The following is a 15,674-nucleotide window of genomic DNA, read 5'->3' as shown; positions in this document are numbered from 1 at the left end:
CGGGACAGCAGTGGCGATCCGGTGAGCGGCCGGCCAGCCGCCGGCCGCTCACCGGATCGCCACTGCTGTCCCGTCACGTGCCCGTCCCCCGTTCCGCCGCCCCGGCTGCCGGGGCCCTGAGAACACTGTGAGTCAGCACTGAACGCGGACGGTGATCCGCCCTCGGTGCTCCACCCGGACGGCGCAGCGCCGGGACCCGGACGGGCCTGCCCCCTCCCGCTCCCGGCGGGCGGCATGCTGGAGCCGTGAGCGGGATGCACGAGGACGGGCAGCACACCGGGGAGCAGGCCGGGCAGCAGGCCGGGGAGCCGCGCGCGTGCGCCTTCTGCGGCGCGCAGGGCGAGGACGCGGCCGTCGAGGCCACCGAGCGGCTCGGCGTCGTCGTGCACGTGTGCGCCCGCTGCCGCGAGCGCTTCGCGGGCGCCGCCGCACCCGCCGCTCCCGCCGACCCGGTGCCGGGCCCCGGTCCGGGCCTGCCGCCCACGCTCGGCGAGCAGACCTCGGCCGTGGTCGCCCACGTGCGCCGGATGGCGCGCCGGGTCGCCGAGCGCACCTGGCGGGAGGAGGACTGCGCCCGCTGCGGGGCCGCCGTGCACGTGCACCGCGACGCCGCGGGCGAGCCCGTGCGGCTGGCCGCGGACGCGGTGCTGGCCACCAGCGTGCCCGTCGCCGACCGCTGGCGCGTGCGCGACGGGCACGCCGAGGCGGTGGGCCACGACGACCCCGAGCAGGTCGGCGCGCGCGTGCTGCACGACCTGGTCTGCCCCGCGCACCCGGTGCCGGACAACCCCCGGCTGGCGCGGGCGTGGCACGCGAACCTCGCGGCCTCCGACACCGCCGGGACGGGCTGACGCGGTGCGCGCGCGGCTGGGTCGGCGGGTGGGTGGACGAGCCGGCCTGTAAGCCGGATCCTGTGCCCGCTCCGGGGAGCGGCGGCGACCATCCCTCTAGGACGTGCGTTGCCGCACGCCTCCAGCGACCTACCCGGCAGCTCGGGCGGGCCGCCCTCGAACGCTGCCTGTCTGGTCTTGCTCCGGGTGGGGTTTGCCGAGCCGCACCGGTCACCCGGTGCGCTGGTGGTCTCTTGCACCACCGTTTCACCCTTGCCGCCCCGATCGCTCGGGGAGGCGGTCTTCTCTCTGTGGCACTGTCCCGCGGGTCACCCCGGGTGGGCGTTACCCACCACCCTGCCCTGTGGAGTCCGGACTTTCCTCGGCGGCCGGCCCTGCGAGCAGGCCCGGCCGACGCGGCCGCCCGGCCGACTCGTCCACGGCCACCCTAGCGCCCGCGCGCACCCGCCCCGCGCACGCCGCGGGCCCCGCGGCGGCGCCGGGCGCGGCGGCTAGCCTTCCGCCTCGTGCTCGTGCTGCTCCCCCCGTCGGAGTCGAAGTGGGCGGGACCGCGACGCGGGAGCCCGGTGCGCCTCGACACCCTCACCTCCCCCGCGCTGACGGCCGCCCGCGAGCAGGTGCTCGACGCGCTCGCGGCGGCCTCCGCGCGCGCCGACGCGCTGGAGCTGCTGGGCGCCGGCGCGAGCCTGGCCGACGTGGTCGCCGCCAACACCACCCTGCGCGAGCGGCCCGCGGCCCGCGCCGCGCAGGTCTACACCGGTGTCCTCTTCGACGCCCTCGACCTGCCCTCGCTGCCCGCGGCGGCCGCGCGGCGGGTGCTCGTCGTCTCGGCGCTGTGGGGGGTGCTGTCCCCGCGCGACCGGGTGCCCGGCTACCGGCTGTCCATGGGCACCGACCTCCCGGGCCTCGGTCCGCTCGCCGCGTGGTGGCGGCCCCGGCTGGCGGAGGCCCTGCGCCCGCAGGGCCTCGTCGTGGACTGCCGCTCGGCGGCGTACGCGGCGGCCTGGGTGCCCGACGCCGACACCGCGGCCCGCACCGTCGCGGTGCGCGTCCTGGCGGGCGGCAGGGTCGTCTCGCACGCGGCCAAGCACACCCGCGGCCTGCTCGCGCGGCACCTGCTGACCCGCACCGGCCGCCCGCCGCGCACCCCCGCCGCCCTCGCCGACGCGGCGGCCGAGGCGTTCCAGGCCCGGCTGCGCGAACCCGCCGGGCGCGCGAAGCCGTGGACCCTCGACGTCGAGGCCCGCTGAGGTGTGGTGGGTCTGCGGGCTCGCCGGGCTGGCCGCGCTCGCCGGTGGCCTGCTGGGCGGTGAGGACCTCGCGCGGGTGGCCGGGCGCGCCGCCCCGGTGCTGGCCTTCCTCGTGGCCGTCACGGTCGTCGCCGAGCTCGCCGACGCGGCGGGCGTCTTCGACGCGGCCGCCCGGCTGGCCGCGCGGGCCGGGCGCGGGCGCACCTGGCGGCTGTGGCTGCTCGTCGTCGTCCTGGGCACCGCCGCGACGGTGGTGCTGTCGCTGGACACCACCGCGGTGCTGCTGACGCCGGTCGTGCTGGCGCTGGCGGCGCAGCTGCGGCTGGCCCCGCTGCCGTTCGCGCTGACGACGGTCTGGCTGGCCAACACCACCTCGATGCTGCTGCCGGTCTCCAACCTCACCAACCTCATCGCGCTGGACACCCTGCGCTCCCTGGGCGTCGAGGGCACCGGCGGCTTCACGGCCCTGACGTGGGCGCCGTTCCTGGCCGGGCTGGCCGGCGCCGTCGCCGTCCTGGGGCTCGCGCACCGGCGGCAGCTGCGCGGCGGCTACGCGCTGCCCGGGGACGCGCCGCGGCGCGACCCGGTGCTCTTCGCCGTCGCGGCGGTCGTCTGCTGCCTGCTGGCACCGGCGTTCGTCAGCGGGGTGGAGCCGGCCGTCCCGGCCGCCGTCGCGGCGCTCGTCCTCGTCGCCGCCTTCGCCCTGCGCCGGCCCGGCGCGCTGCGCCCCGCGCTGCTGCCGTGGCGCACGGTGGTCCTCGTCAGCGGTCTCTTCCTCGTCGTCGAGGCCGCGCAGGCGCACGGGCTGACCGACCTGCTGCGGCCCGTGGCGGGTGGCGGGGAGGGCTTCGGCGCGCACCTGCGGCTGGCGGCCACGGCCGCGGTGAGCGCCAACGTCGCCGACAACCTGCCGGCCTACCTGGCCGTGGAGCCGCTCGCGGGCAGCGCCGCCCGGCTCGTGGCCGTCCTGGTGGGGGTGAACCTCGGCCCGCTCGTGACGCCGTGGGCCTCGCTGGCGACGCTGCTGTGGCTGGACCGCTGCCGCGCCCGCGGCGTGCACGTCCCGCTGCGGCGCTTCGCCCTGCTGGGGCTGGTGGGGGCGGTCGTCTGCGTGAGCGCGGCCGTCGCGGCGCTGCAGCTGACCGCGTGAGGGGCCCGTCCCTCGTGCTGGCACGAGGGACGGGCCCCGGGCGCCGCGCTAGCGTCCGCGACGTGGACGCGAGGAGGGCCGTGCTCGGGCGCCTGCTGCGCGCACCGCTGGCGCGGCGCACGCGGGCGGACCTGGGCCACCACCTGCTCGCCGCGCTGCTGGCGGTGCCGGGGCTGGTGTGCGTGCTGCTGCTGCTGGCCGGCGTGGTGCTGTCGGTGACGCTGCTCGGCCTGCCGGTCGTCGCGCTGGCCCTGACGTGCGCGCGCGGGCTGGGCCGGGTGCACCGAGCACTCGCCCGCCGGCTGCTCGGGGTGGCCGTCGAGGAGCCGCAGCCCCGCCCGCGGGGCGCCTCGCCGGTCGGCGGGATGTGGGCGGTGCTCAGCGACGCGACGGCGTGGCGCACCGTGGGCTTCCTGCTGGTGCAGGCGCCGCTGGCCTTCGTGGGGGTCTACGCGCCGGCGGCGCTCGTGGCGGCGCTGGCCGCGACCGCGCAGGGGTGGGCCACCGGGCGCGAGGACGCCGCCCCCGGCCTGCTCCCCCTGCTCGTGCTCATCGCCTTCCTCGGCCCGTGGCTGCTGCGCGCGACGGCCCTGCTGGACGGCCTGGTGGTGCGGGCGATGATCGGGCCCGACCCGCTGACCACGGACGCGGCCCGCCTGCGGCGCAGCCGCTCGGCCGCCCTGGAGGGGTCGGCGGCCGAGGTGCGGGCCATCGAGCGCGACCTGCACGACGGCACCCAGGCCCGGCTGACCGCGATCGCGCTGCACGTGGACATGGCCCGCGGGCAGCTGCGCGGGCCCGGCGGCCCCGGGCGCGCCGCGGAGCTGCTCGACGTGGCGCACGCGACGACCACCGAGGCCATCACCGAGCTGCGCACCATCGTGCGGCGCATCCACCCGCCCGCCCTCGACGACGGCCTCGGGCCCGCGCTCGTCTCCCTGGCCGAGCAGTCGGCGCTGCCCGTGCGCACCGAGCTCGCCCTCGCCGGCGCCCGGCTGTCCCCGGCGATCGAGACGATGGCCTACTTCTGCGTCACCGAGCTGGTGGCCAACGCCACCCGCCACGCCGGCGCGGGCGAGGTGCTGGTGCGGGTCACCGCGAGGCGCCGCCGGCTGCGGGTCCTCGTGCGCGACGACGGCCGCGGCGGCGCGGACCCCTCCCGGGGCAGCGGGCTGCGCGGACTGGCCGACCGGGTCGCCACCGTCGACGGCACCGTGCGCGTGCAGAGCCCCCCGGGTGCGGGCACCAGCGTGCGCGTCGAGCTGCCGCTGCGCGCGTGAGGCGCTCGAGGAGGCCGGCGACCGGCCGCGGGGTCCGCGACCAGCCGCGGGGCCGCCCCGGCGGGGCGGCTCAGACGCGGTTGACGGCCAGCACGTCGGCGCTGCCGTCGGCGGCGCAGCGCAGCAGGCTGCGCGAGGCGGGGTCGAGGTGCAGGCGCCGGTGCAGCGGTGCGCCCAGCCCCAGGCCCGCGCGCAGCAGCACCCGCAGCGGGTCGGCGTGGCTGACGAGGACCACGCGCCGGCCCGCCCAGCGCCGCAGCAGGGCCCGCTGCGCGGCCAGCACCCGGCGCTCGACGTCGCGCAGCGACTCCCCGCCGGGTGCGGCGGCGTCGGGCACCACGCCCCACGCGGCGACGTCGCGGGGCCAGCGCTCGGACAGCTGCGCGGGCGAGAGCCCCGCCCAGTCGCCGACGTCCGTCTCGTCCCACTGCGGATCGGCGAGGACCTCGACGCCGAGCGCGTCGGCGACGGCCCGCGCGGTCTGGCGGGCGTCGCGCATCGTCGAGGTGAGCACGACCTCGGCGCCGCGGACCTCCGGCGCGGCGGCGAGCGCGGCGGCCTCGGCGCGGCCGCGCTCGGACAGCTCCGGGTCGCTGCCGCGGCGGCCGGCGAGCAGCTGCTGCTCGGTGAGCGCGGTGGAGGCCGCCCGCACGAGCACGAGCTCCGTCGGCGGCCCGGCCGGGACGGGGGCGGCCGCCGGGCCCGCCGGTGCGGCCGGCGCCGCCTGCGCGCTGCCGGTGGAGCGCTGCCACTGCCTGCCCGCGGCCGCGGCGTCCATCGCCTCGTTCGCCAGGCGGTCGGCGTGGGAGTTCTGGGCGCGCGGGATCCAGCCGTAGTCGACCCGGCCGGCCGGCCACGCGGTGCGCGCCTCCTGGGCGAGCTTGCGCATGTCGGCGTGCTTGACCTGCCAGCGGCCGGACATCTGCTCGACGACGAGCTTGGAGTCCATCCGGACCTCCACCCGCGCGTCCGGGTCGACGGCGGCCGCCGCCTCCAGCCCCGCCAGCAGGCCGCGGTACTCGGCGACGTTGTTCGTGGCGCGCCCGATCGAGGCGGCGACCTCGGCGAGCACCTCGCCCGTCGCGGCGTCCTTGACGACCGCGCCGAAGCCGGCGGGGCCGGGGTTGCCGCGCGAGCCGCCGTCGGCCTCGATGCGCAGGACGCGCTCCGCGCCGCTCACAGCCCGCTCCCGCTCACGGGCCGCCCCCCGCTCACAGCCCGGACTCGTCGGTGCGGACCAGGATGCGCCCGCACTCCTCGCAGAAGAGGACCTCGTCGGAGGCCGCGGCGCGCAGGGTGGCGATGTCGGAGGCGTTGAGCTCCAGGCGGCAGCCCTCGCAGCGGCGGGCGCGCAGCGCCGCCGCGCCGACCCCGCCGCGGGGGGCGCGGACCTTCTCGTAGAGGGCCACGAGGGCGTCGTCGACGCCCATCGCGATGGCCTGGCGGCGGGCCAGCACCGCCGTCTCCTCGGCGGCGATCTCGGCCAGCGCCGCGTCGCGGCGCGCGGAGACGTCGGCGATCTGCTCGGCGAGCTCGCCGTCGGTCGTGGCGAGCTCGGCCGCGGCGAACTGCACCTGCTCCAGGCGCTCCATGAAGACCAGTTCCTCGTCCTCCAGGACGCCCTGGCGGCGCGCGAGCGACTCCAGCTCGTGCTGCAGGCCCTGCAGGTCCTTGGCGCTGCCGGTGCCGCTCTCCAGGCGCCGGGTGTTGCGGGCCGCGCGGTCGCGCACCTGGGCGACGTCCGCCTCGGCCTTGGCGACCTGGCGCTCGACGTCGCCGACGAGCGTGCGCGCGGCCACGAGCACGTCGGCGGTGCGCCGCCGCTCGGCCTCCAGGGCGGTCAGCTCCTTCAGCTCGGGCAGGGTCGCGCGCCGGTGCGCGAGCTGCGCCAGCCGGGTGTCGACGGCCTGCAGGTCCAGCAGGCGCTGCTGGTCGATCGCCGGAGCCTTGGGCATCCGCCGGGTCACTCTCCTCGACTGGGGACGCGCAGCGACCACGGGTCGGTGCGCGTGGTGGACACGTGAGCGTCCACGGTACGGCCGTCCTGGGCCAGCGCGGCCACCAGGCGGTCCGCGCAGCCGGCCAGCCAGGGCCACTCGCTGGCCCAGTGCGCCACGTCGACCAGGTGCGGGCGCCCGCCCTCCAGGCCGGCGCGCTCGCGCGCCTCGGAGGCCGGGTGGTGGCGCAGGTCCGCGGTGACGTAGACGTCGGCGCCGCTGGCGCGGACCTGCTCGAAGAGGCTGTCGCCGGAGCCGCCGCAGACGGCGACGCGCTGCACGAGGGCGTCGGGGTCGCCCGCGACCCGCACGCCCTGCTCGGTCTCCGGCAGCGCCCGGGCCACCCGGTCGGCGAAGTCGGCGAGGCGCTCGGGCGCGGCGAGCCGGCCGACGCGCCCGATCCCGAGGTCGGGACGGCCCGGCAGCGGTTCCAGCGGCCGCAGGTCGTCGAGGTCGAGCACGCGCGCGAGGGCGTCGGACACGCCCGGGGCGCCGGCGTCGGCGTTGGTGTGCGCCACGTAGAGCGCGCAGCCGGCCCGCACCAGGCGGTGCACGACGCGGCCCTTGGCGGTCGTCGCGGCCACCGAGTGCACCCCGCGCAGGAACAGCGGGTGGTGGGTGAGGAGCAGGTCGGCGCCCGCGGCGATCGCCTCCTCGACGACCTCCTCGACGGGGTCGACGGCGAGGTGGACGCGGCGCACGGGGGCGTCGGGGTCGCCGCAGACCAGCCCGACGGCGTCCCAGGGCTGCGCCCACTCCAGCGGGTGCACGGCCTCCAGGGCGGCGATCACCTGGCGCAGGGCGGGGGCGTCGGCTTCCGGCGGGATCACGGGGCCGACACTAGTGGCCGCCGGCGCCGCTACGGTGGGCGGACGGGGCCCGTAGCTCAGTGGGTAGAGCACCGCGCTTACACCGCGGCCGTCGTCGGTTCGAGCCCGGCCGGGCCCACCCCGAGGGGCGCTGGGCGCTCAGCCCAGCGCCTCCAGCGCCGCCAGCGCCGCCAGGTGCTCGCGCAGCGAGCGCGCCCGCCCGCGCTCGGCGCGCAGCTCCCAGCGCACCGCGCCGTCGACGACGAGCAGCGACAGCCGCTGCGCGGTGCCCAGCTCCTCGTCGAAGGCGTCCAGCGAGCGCGCCACGTGCCCGTGCGGCCAGAAGTCGCTGAGCAGCGGGAACGGGTAGCCGCGGTCCTCGCCCCACGCCCGCAGCGCGGGCACCGGGTCGCAGGAGAGCGCCGCGAGCTGGACGCCCGCGGCGTCGAAGCGCTCGACGTCGAAGGCGAGGGCGCCCAGCTCGGCGGTGCAGTGGGTGGAGAAGGCCGCCGGCACGAGCACGAGCAGGGCCGGGCCCTGCCCCCACAGCTCGTGCAGGGGCAGCCGGTCCCCGTGCTGGTCGGCGACGACCGCGCCGGGGACCGGGAAGGGCCTCAGCGCCGGCCGTTCTTCGGCGTCGTCATGCGGGTGCCGGCCCAGTTCGCGCACGCGCTGACGCTGCTCGTGGCGTGCAGGCCGGCGGTGGGGGCCGCCTCGTCGATCTCGGCGGCCGTCACGTGCCCGGGGCGGCCCTTCTTGGGGGTCAGCAGCCAGACCACACCACCGTCGGCGAGGTCGGTGATGGCGTCCACGAGGGCGTCGACGAGGTCGCCGTCACCCTCGCGGTACCAGCACAGCACGACGTCGGGGACGTCGTCGGCGTCCTCGTCGAGCAGCTCGGAGCCCACCAGGTCCTCGACGGCCTCCCGGAAGGCCTCGTCGACCTGGTCGTCCCAGCCGTACTCCTGGACGAGTTGCCCGGGCTTGAAACCCATCTTGGCCACTGCAGCCACATCGGCTGCAGGGTCCGCGGTCGCGCCCACGTGCTGTCCTGCCTTCCTCCAGCCCCGCTCCGTGGCGGGGTCTCCTGTCCGTCCGCGCGTGCATCCCGAGCCGGGTGGCGGCCTCCCGCCGGGGTGCGGCGGGCGGCTGCGGCGGCTCGTGACCCCCTAGTGCACCGGAGACACCACCCCGGGCGCAAGACGAGAGGCCACCCGCAGTGGATCACGAGGTGGTCACGGCACCCGCGCACGGGGTCCCCCGCGGCTGCGCGCGGGGCCCTCCCGGGGGCGCGGCACCGGCCGGACGGTGGCAGGGTGGGGCCGTGGGAAGGCTCACCGTCCGCTCGCGCACCAGCCGCCTCGACCTCGAGCTCGGCACCTCCGGCACGCGGGTGGACACCCTGGCGGTCGAGGAGCCCCTGCAGATCGAGGTGGCGGGCGAGCCGCTGACCGTGACCATGCGCACGCCCGGCGACGACGTCGAGCTGGCCCTGGGCTTCCTGCACGCCGAGGGGCTGCTGACCGGCGCCGACGACGTGGTCGCGATGAGGCACTGCACCGACGTCGGCCCCGACGGGGAGCCGACGTACAACCTGCTGCAGGTGGCGCCGCGCCCCGGCAGCCGGCTGGCCGGCGAGCGCGTCGCCCGGCCGTTCACCACGACCTCCGCGTGCGGGGTGTGCGGCTCCGCGAGCGTGGACGACGTCCTGGCCCGCGTGCCCGCCCCGCTGCACGAGGACGACGTGCGGCTGCACGCCGCGGTGCTGGCCCGGATGCCCGACACCCTGCGCGCGGCCCAGTCCGCCTTCGAGCGCACCGGCGGCCTGCACGCCGCCGGGCTGTTCGACCCCGACGGCACCCTGCGCTGCCTGCGCGAGGACGTCGGGCGCCACAACGCCGTCGACAAGGTCGTCGGCTGGGGGCTGCGCGAGGGGCTGCTGCCGCTGCGCGGCAGCGTGCTCGTCGTCTCCGGGCGCGCCTCCTTCGAGCTGGTGCAGAAGGCGGCCATGGCCGGGGTGCCCGTCCTGGCCGCCGTCTCCGCGCCCTCCTCGCTGGCGGTGTCGCTGGCGCGCGCCAGCGGCATGACGCTGCTGGGGTTCGTGCGCCCCCCGCGCGCCAACGCCTACGCCGGCGAGCACCGCCTCGTGCTCGAGGGCGGCGCCGGGACGGGCCTCGCGCAGGCTCCGCACCCACCGGGGTGGGTGTCCGTCGGCGCGCGGTCCTAACCTGAGGGCCAACACCGAGCGGGGTCCGCCGACCGCGGGCCCTCGACGACAGCGGGAGGACCACCACCGTGGCCAGACGCGACGACGCGGGGAACGGCCCCGCCGGCAAGGGCCCCATCCTCAACGGCCTGCCCTCGCAGTTGCCCGACATCGACCCCGAGGAGACGGCCGAGTGGCTGGCCTCCCTGGACGGCGTGGTCGACGAGCGCGGCAAGACGCGTGCCCGCTACCTGATGCTGCAGCTGCTGCAGCGCGCCCGCGAGCAGCAGGTCGGCGTCCCGAGCCTGACCGCGACGGACTACATCAACACGATCGGCCCGGAGGCCGAGCCGTGGTTCCCCGGCGACGAGGAGGTCGAGCGCCGCTACCGCGCCTGGGTCCGCTGGAACGCCGCGGTCATGGTGCACCGCGCCCAGCGCCCCGGCATCGGCGTCGGCGGCCACATCTCCACCTACGCCTCCTCGGCGACGCTGTACGAGGTGGGCTTCAACCACTTCTTCCGCGGCAAGGACCACGCCGGCGGCGGTGACCAGGTCTTCATCCAGGGCCACGCCTCCCCCGGCGTGTACGCGCGCGCCTTCCTCGAGGGCCGGCTGAGCGAGGACCAGCTCGACGGCTTCCGCCAGGAGGTCTCCGCGGCGCCGAACGGGCTCTCCTCCTACCCGCACCCGCGCCTGATGCCGGACTTCTGGGAGTTCCCGACCGTCTCGATGGGCCTGGGCCCGGCGAACGCGATCTACCAGGCGCAGTTCAACAAGTACCTGCACAACCGCGGCATCAAGGACACCTCGCAGCAGCACGTCTGGGCCTACCTGGGCGACGGCGAGATGGACGAGCCCGAGTCGCGCGGCTTCGCGCAGCTGGCCGCCTACGAGGAGCTCGACAACCTCACCTTCGTCGTCAACTGCAACCTGCAGCGCCTCGACGGCCCGGTGCGCGGCAACGGCAAGATCGTCCAGGAGCTCGAGGCGTTCTTCCGCGGTGCGGGCTGGAACGTCATCAAGGTCCTGTGGGGCCGCGAGTGGGACACCCTGCTGGCCGCCGACTCCCAGGGCGCACTGGTGAACCTCATGAACGCCACCCCCGACGGGGACTACCAGACGTTCAAGGCCGAGAACGGCGGGTTCGTCCGGGAGAACTTCTTCGGCCGCGACCCGCGCACGGCCAAGCTCGTGGAGAGCATGAGCGACGAGGAGATCTGGAACCTCAAGCGCGGCGGCCACGACTACCGCAAGGTCTTCGCGGCCTACCAGGCGGCGGTCAACCACACCGGCCAGCCGACGGTGGTCCTCGCCAAGACGATCAAGGGCTACGGCCTCGGGCCGCACTTCGCGGGCCGCAACGCGACCCACCAGATGAAGAAGCTGACGCTGGAGGACCTCAAGCTCCTGCGCGACTCGCTGCGCATCCCGATCAGCGACGAGCAGCTGGAGGCGGACCCCTACCGCCCGCCGTACTACCACCCCGGTGACGGCGACGAGGCCATCCAGTACCTGCGCAAGCGCCGCGCCGACCTCGGCGGGCCCGTCCCGCAGCGCCGCGTGCAGCACGCACCGCTGCACCTGCCGGCCGAGGACGCGTACAAGGTCGCCGCCAAGGGGTCGGGCAAGCAGGAGATCGCCACGACGATGGCCTTCGTCCGCCTGCTCAAGGACCTCATGCGCGACAAGGAGTTCGGCAAGCGCGTCGTGCCGATCATCCCCGACGAGGCCCGCACGTTCGGCATGGACTCGCTGTTCCCGACGATCAAGATCTACAACCCGCACGGGCAGCAGTACACGTCGGTGGACCGCGAGCTGATGCTGGCCTACAAGGAGTCCGAGCAGGGGCAGATCCTGCACGTGGGCATCAACGAGGGCGGGGCCCTGTCGGCCTTCACCGCGGCCGGCTCCTCCTACGCCACCCACGGCGAGCCGATGGTGCCGGTCTACGTCTTCTACTCGATGTTCGGCTTCCAGCGCACGGGCGACAACCTGTGGGCGGCGGCCGACACGATGTCGCGCGGCTTCCTCATCGGCGCCACCGCCGGGCGGACCACGCTGACGGGCGAGGGGCTGCAGCACGCCGACGGGCACTCGCTGCTGCTGGCCGCCACCAACCCCGCGGTCGTCTCCTACGACCCGGCGTACGCCTACGAGATCGGGCACATCGTCAAGGACGGCCTGCGCCGCATGTACGGCGAGGACCCCGAGAACGTCATGTACTACCTGACGGTCTACAACGAGCCGATGGTCCACCCGGCCGAGCCGGCGGACGTCGACGTCGAGGGGATCGTGCGCGGCATGCACCGCGTCTCCGTCGGCGAGGGCGAGGGCCCGCGCACCCAGCTGCTCGCCTCCGGCGTGGGGGTGGCGTGGGCGCTGGAGGCGCAGGGGCTGCTGAAGGAGGACTTCGGCGTCGTCGCCGACGTGTGGTCGGTCACGAGCTGGAACGAGCTGCGCCGCGACGGCCTGGCCTGCGACGAGCACGCCTTCCTCAACCCCGGCGACGAGTCGCGGGTGCCATTCGTGACGCAGAAGCTCAAGGACGCCCCCGGTCCCGTCGTCGCGGTCAGCGACTGGATGCGCGCGGTCCCGGACCAGATCCAGCCGTGGGTGCCGGGCGAGTTCGCCTCGCTGGGCGCCGACGGGTTCGGCATCTCCGACACCCGCGCCGCCGCGCGGCGCTACTTCCACATCGACGGTCCCTCCGTCGTGGTCCGCGCGCTGGAGATGCTCGCCCGCCGCGGCGAGGTCGACTGGCGGGCGCCGGGGCAGGCCATCGAGAAGTACCAGCTGCACGACGTCCGCGCCGGCCGCAGCGGCAACGCGGGCGGGGAGTCCTGAAACCGGGGACGACCGCGCACGGCTGAGACGGCCGCTGCCCGGGGTGGGAGACCACCCCGGGCAGCGGCCGTCCCGCGTCCGGGTCAGCGCCGGGCGCGGTCCGCCCGGGCGATGGCGTCCTCGAGCTCGGCGCGCAGCTGCGCGACCCGCCCGGTGTCGGGGTGCTCGGCCAGGGCCTTCAGGTGGCGGCGAGCCTCGGCCAGCCGGCCGGCGTCGATGGCGGCGGCCACCAGGTGCCGGCCCGCCTCGACGTCGTGCTCGCGGGGGCGCCAGTGCCCCACGCCCAGGCTCAGCGCCTCGTCGTTCATGCCCGCGTCGCGCAGCACGTGCAGCGCGCGGGCCAGCGCGGTGCCGCTGGGGTCGCGCTCGGCGGCGATGGACAGCCGGCGCAGCGCCGCCTCGCGGTCGTCGGTCAGCGAGAGCTGGCCCAGCACGAGCAGGGGCCGCCAGGCCCGCGGGCTCTGCGCGAGCTCCTCGGCCAGCGCCCAGACCGCGTTGTCGGCGGCGCGGCGCACCTCCTCGGGGTCCGGCGGGCCCGCGGGCGCCACCTGCTCCTCGTGCGCCTCGGCGGCGCGGGTGCGCACCAGCTCGGCGAGGGTCGTGAACGCCGGCTCGTCGTTGGGGTCCTCGCGCAGCTGCTCGCGCAGCTGCGCCTCGCCGACCGGAGGGGTCTCGCGGCGTCGGCTGCGACGGGCGAGCCGACGGCCCGGTGGGCGGGTCGCGGGGGCTTCGGCGGACGGCTTGCGCCACCGGTCGAGCAGTCCCATGGGTCCCCTTCCGTGGATGTCCGGGGGTTCGGCACCCGCGGCCGACCCTAGCCCAGCCGGGCGGGCGCGGCCCGTTCCGCGCTGCGCCGGGGCCCGGCGCGCACCGCCGCGCGCACCGCGCGCCCTAGGCTCGCACCGTGCCCACCGTCCGCTCCGAGCTGTCCGAGCAGACGGTGCGGCGCCTGGAGGCGGCGGCCGGCTCCTTCGCCTCGGCGATCGTGGCGCGGATGGACGCGGCGCTGCCCTGGTACGGGCGGCTGCCCGCCGACGAGCGCTCCTGGGTCAACCTCGTCGCGCAGGCCGGTTTCGGCGACTTCCTGCGCTGGCTGAGCGAACCGGACCCCGACGTCCTGGCGGGCACGGCCGTCTTCGGCACCGCACCGCGCGAGCTGATGCGCTCGGTGACCCTGCAGCAGACGGTGGAGCTGGTCCGCATCGCCATCACCGTCGTGGAGGAGGGCCTGGACGCCGTCGTCGGCGACGGGCACCCCGAGGAGCAGGTCATCGCCCGCGAGGCGCTGCTGCGCTACTCGCGCGAGGTGGCGTTCGCGGCCGCGGCCGTCTACGCGCGGGCGGCGGAGACCCGCGGCGCGTGGGACGCGCGCCTGGAGGCCCTGGTGGTCGACGCCGTCCTGCGCGGCGACGGCGAGGACACCATCGCCTCCCGGGCGGCGGCGCTGGGCTGGACGCTGGACGCGGCGACGACCGTCGTCATCGGCCCCTCCAGCGAGCAGACCTCCGCGGGCGTGGTGGCCCGGGTGCGCACGACGGCGCGCGAGGCCGGCGGCGAGGCGCTGGTGGGCGTGCAGGGCGACCGGCTGGTCGTCGTGCTCTCCGGCGACCTCGACGTGGCGGCGACCGCGGCGCGGCTGGCCGCCGGCGAGTTCGGCCCCGGGCCGGTCGTGGTGGGTCCCACGGTGGCCAGCCTGCCGGTGGCCGCGCGCTCGGCGCGGGCGGCGCTGGCGGGGGTGGTGGCCGCGCGGGCGTGGCCAGAGGCGCCGCGGCCGGTGCTCGCCGACGACCTGCTGCCCGAGCGCGCGCTGTCCGGTGACGCCACCGCCCGGCGGGCGCTGGTCGACCGCGCCTACGCGCCCCTGCTGGAGGCCGGCGGGTCGCTGCTGGAGACCCTCACCGCCTACCTGGAGAACGGCGGCTCGCTGGAGGCCTGCGCCCGCTCCCTGTTCGTGCACGCCAACACCGTGCGCTACCGGTTGCGGCGGGTGGCCGAGGTCTGCGGGTGGACGCCGACGGTGCCGCGCGAGCGCTTCGTGCTGCAGACGGCCCTGGCGCTGGGGCGCCTGGCGCAGGTGCCCGCCGCGGGACGTCCCGACCACGGCGCCGACCAGCGGGCCGACCGCCGGGCCGAGCAGCGGGCCGAGCAGCGGGCCGGCGGAGGTGGGAGCGCCGGCGGCGACGGCTCGGGCTGACGCTGCGTCGCACGCCGGTGACGGTGTGCTCGCAGCACCGGGCGCTTCCCCGCCGGCCACTTGGAGGATCCCTACAAGTCAGCCCCCCAAAGTCGGTGAGCGTCGTGACCGCGGGCGGGCACCCCCGCAGGGGAGGCTGACCTGCGTGCTCGTTCTCGTCTTCCCCGGCCAGGGTTCGCAGTCACCGGGGTTCCTCGCACCGTGGCTGGAGCTGCCCGGGGCCGCGGACCGCCTGCGCTGGGCGTCGGCCGTGGTCGGGGACGACCTGCTGGCCCACGGCACCGTCTCCGACGCCGAGACGCTGCGCGACACCGCCGTCGCCCAGCCCCTCATCGTCGCGGCCGGCCTGCTGGGCCTGCGCGAGCTCGTCGCCTCCCCCGCCGACCTGGGCCGCACCGCCGGCGCGGTCGCCGGCCACTCGGTCGGCGAGCTCACCGCCGCGGCCGCGACGGGCGCGCTGAGCCCCGAGCAGGCCCTGGTGCTCGTGCGCGAGCGCGGCCGGGGCATGGCCGCGGCCGCCGCCGCCCTGCCGACCGGGATGAGCGCCGTCCTCGGCGGCGACCCCGAGGAGGTCGCCGCGGCGCTGGCGCGGCACGGGCTCACCCCCGCCAACGCCAACGGCGGCGGGCAGGTGGTCGCCGCCGGCACGCTGGAGGCCCTCGCCGCGCTGGCCGCCGAGCCGCCCGCCAGGGCCCGCGTCGTCCCGCTGCAGGTCGCCGGCGCCTTCCACACCGAGCACATGGCCCCGGCCGTCGGCGCGCTGCGCGAGCTCGCGGCGGGCCTGGAGCCCGGCACGGCCGCCGCGCCGATCGCGGCGAACGCCGACGGCGAGCTGGTCACCGACGGCGCGCTGTTCCTGCACCGCCTCGTCGCGCAGGTCTCGCGCCCCGTGCGCTGGGACCTGGTCACCGAGACCTTCGCCCGCCTGGGCGTGACGGGCCTCATCGAGGTCCCGCCCGCCGGGACGCTGGCGAACCTGGCCAAGCGCCAGCTCAAGGGCGTGGAGGTCCTCGCCCTCAAGACGCCCGACGACCTCGAGCGCGCGCGCACGATGCTCGCCGAGCACGGGGGCGGGACCCCCGCCCCCGTGC

Annotated in this window: 14 protein-coding genes, 1 tRNA gene and 1 other RNA gene; 9 read left to right on the top strand and 7 right to left on the bottom strand. The window is 77.2% G+C overall.

Annotated features, from left to right (window positions below; all coding sequences use genetic code 11):
- The first annotated feature begins 254 nt into the window (after window positions 1-254).
- Window positions 255-851, top strand: a complete 597-nt coding sequence (locus tag GTQ99_RS09510; protein ID WP_240897097.1) for a DUF6083 domain-containing protein — start codon at window positions 255-257, stop codon at window positions 849-851.
- Between the two features lie 33 nt (window positions 852-884).
- Here GTQ99_RS09510 and rnpB read toward each other — a convergent pair.
- Window positions 885-1,266: RNase P RNA component class A (gene rnpB, locus GTQ99_RS09505), an RNA gene on the bottom strand.
- Between the two features lie 91 nt (window positions 1,267-1,357).
- On the opposite strand from rnpB, the gene GTQ99_RS09500 reads away from it, so the two are divergent.
- The 3 genes from GTQ99_RS09500 to GTQ99_RS09490 all read left to right on the top strand — a co-directional run bounded on the left by GTQ99_RS09500 (window position 1,358) and on the right by GTQ99_RS09490 (window position 4,531).
- Complete coding sequence (locus GTQ99_RS09500) at window positions 1,358-2,101, top strand: peroxide stress protein YaaA (RefSeq protein ID WP_166615496.1); 744 nt, start codon at window positions 1,358-1,360, stop codon at window positions 2,099-2,101.
- Between the two features lies 1 nt (window position 2,102).
- Window positions 2,103-3,251 carry an SLC13 family permease gene (locus GTQ99_RS09495; protein WP_166615495.1) on the top strand — a complete coding sequence of 383 codons (1,149 nt, stop codon included), beginning with the start codon at window positions 2,103-2,105 and terminating at the stop codon, window positions 3,249-3,251.
- Between the two features lie 62 nt (window positions 3,252-3,313).
- Window positions 3,314-4,531, top strand: a complete 1,218-nt coding sequence (locus GTQ99_RS09490; RefSeq protein WP_166615494.1) for a sensor domain-containing protein — start codon at window positions 3,314-3,316, stop codon at window positions 4,529-4,531.
- A gap of 70 nt (window positions 4,532-4,601) precedes the next feature.
- Here the strand turns inward: GTQ99_RS09490 and GTQ99_RS09485 are convergent, their stop codons facing one another.
- Genes GTQ99_RS09485 through GTQ99_RS09475 form a run of 3 tightly spaced genes read right to left on the bottom strand, consistent with a single transcriptional unit; the run spans window position 4,602 to window position 7,355 of the window.
- Window positions 4,602-5,711: a bifunctional RNase H/acid phosphatase gene (locus GTQ99_RS09485; protein WP_338074868.1), complete on the bottom strand. Its 1,110-nt coding sequence runs from the start codon at window positions 5,709-5,711 to the stop codon at window positions 4,602-4,604.
- A 31-nt stretch (window positions 5,712-5,742) separates the two neighbouring features.
- Window positions 5,743-6,486, bottom strand: coding sequence for a zinc ribbon domain-containing protein (locus tag GTQ99_RS09480; RefSeq protein ID WP_166615493.1), 744 nt, complete (start codon window positions 6,484-6,486; stop codon window positions 5,743-5,745).
- A gap of 8 nt (window positions 6,487-6,494) precedes the next feature.
- A complete protein-coding gene (locus tag GTQ99_RS09475) occupies window positions 6,495-7,355 on the bottom strand; it encodes a Nif3-like dinuclear metal center hexameric protein (RefSeq protein ID WP_166615499.1) in 861 nt (286 codons plus the stop codon).
- A 48-nt stretch (window positions 7,356-7,403) separates the two neighbouring features.
- Between GTQ99_RS09475 and GTQ99_RS09470 the strand changes: the two genes are divergently transcribed.
- Window positions 7,404-7,476: transfer RNA gene (locus tag GTQ99_RS09470), tRNA-Val, on the top strand.
- Window positions 7,477-7,496: 20 nt separating this feature from the next.
- Here the strand turns inward: GTQ99_RS09470 and GTQ99_RS09465 are convergent.
- Window positions 7,497-8,006: a redoxin domain-containing protein gene (locus tag GTQ99_RS09465; RefSeq protein ID WP_166615492.1), complete on the bottom strand. Its 510-nt coding sequence runs from the start codon at window positions 8,004-8,006 to the stop codon at window positions 7,497-7,499.
- Window positions 7,952-8,332: a DUF3052 domain-containing protein gene (locus GTQ99_RS09460; protein ID WP_166615491.1), complete on the bottom strand. Its 381-nt coding sequence runs from the start codon at window positions 8,330-8,332 to the stop codon at window positions 7,952-7,954. Before GTQ99_RS09460 ends, GTQ99_RS09465 begins: the two co-directional genes overlap by 55 nt.
- Before the next feature lie 329 nt (window positions 8,333-8,661).
- Between GTQ99_RS09460 and fdhD the strand changes: the two genes are divergently transcribed.
- Window positions 8,662-9,564 (top strand): formate dehydrogenase accessory sulfurtransferase FdhD, encoded by a 903-nt coding sequence (gene fdhD / locus GTQ99_RS09455; protein ID WP_166615490.1) that lies wholly within the window; start codon window positions 8,662-8,664, stop codon window positions 9,562-9,564.
- Window positions 9,565-9,632: 68 nt separating this feature from the next.
- A complete protein-coding gene (aceE, locus tag GTQ99_RS09450; RefSeq protein ID WP_166615489.1) occupies window positions 9,633-12,389 on the top strand; it encodes a pyruvate dehydrogenase (acetyl-transferring), homodimeric type in 2,757 nt (918 codons plus the stop codon).
- A gap of 83 nt (window positions 12,390-12,472) precedes the next feature.
- Here the strand turns inward: aceE and GTQ99_RS09445 are convergent, their stop codons facing one another.
- Window positions 12,473-13,156, bottom strand: coding sequence for a hypothetical protein (locus tag GTQ99_RS09445; protein WP_166615488.1), 684 nt, complete (start codon window positions 13,154-13,156; stop codon window positions 12,473-12,475).
- A gap of 137 nt (window positions 13,157-13,293) precedes the next feature.
- Between GTQ99_RS09445 and GTQ99_RS09440 the strand changes: the two genes are divergently transcribed.
- Together GTQ99_RS09440 and GTQ99_RS09435 are read left to right on the top strand one after the other, a co-directional pair.
- Window positions 13,294-14,583, top strand: a complete 1,290-nt coding sequence (locus GTQ99_RS09440; RefSeq protein WP_338074866.1) for a PucR family transcriptional regulator — start codon at window positions 13,294-13,296, stop codon at window positions 14,581-14,583.
- A gap of 145 nt (window positions 14,584-14,728) precedes the next feature.
- Window positions 14,729-15,674: acyltransferase domain-containing protein (locus tag GTQ99_RS09435; RefSeq protein ID WP_166615487.1), on the top strand; the 946-nt coding region annotated here is incomplete at its 3' end.

The organism is Kineococcus vitellinus (assembly GCF_009906315.1).
In the GTDB taxonomy this organism is placed as follows: domain Bacteria; phylum Actinomycetota; class Actinomycetes; order Actinomycetales; family Kineococcaceae; genus Kineococcus; species Kineococcus vitellinus.
This window is presented reverse-complemented; position numbering and strand designations above follow the sequence as displayed.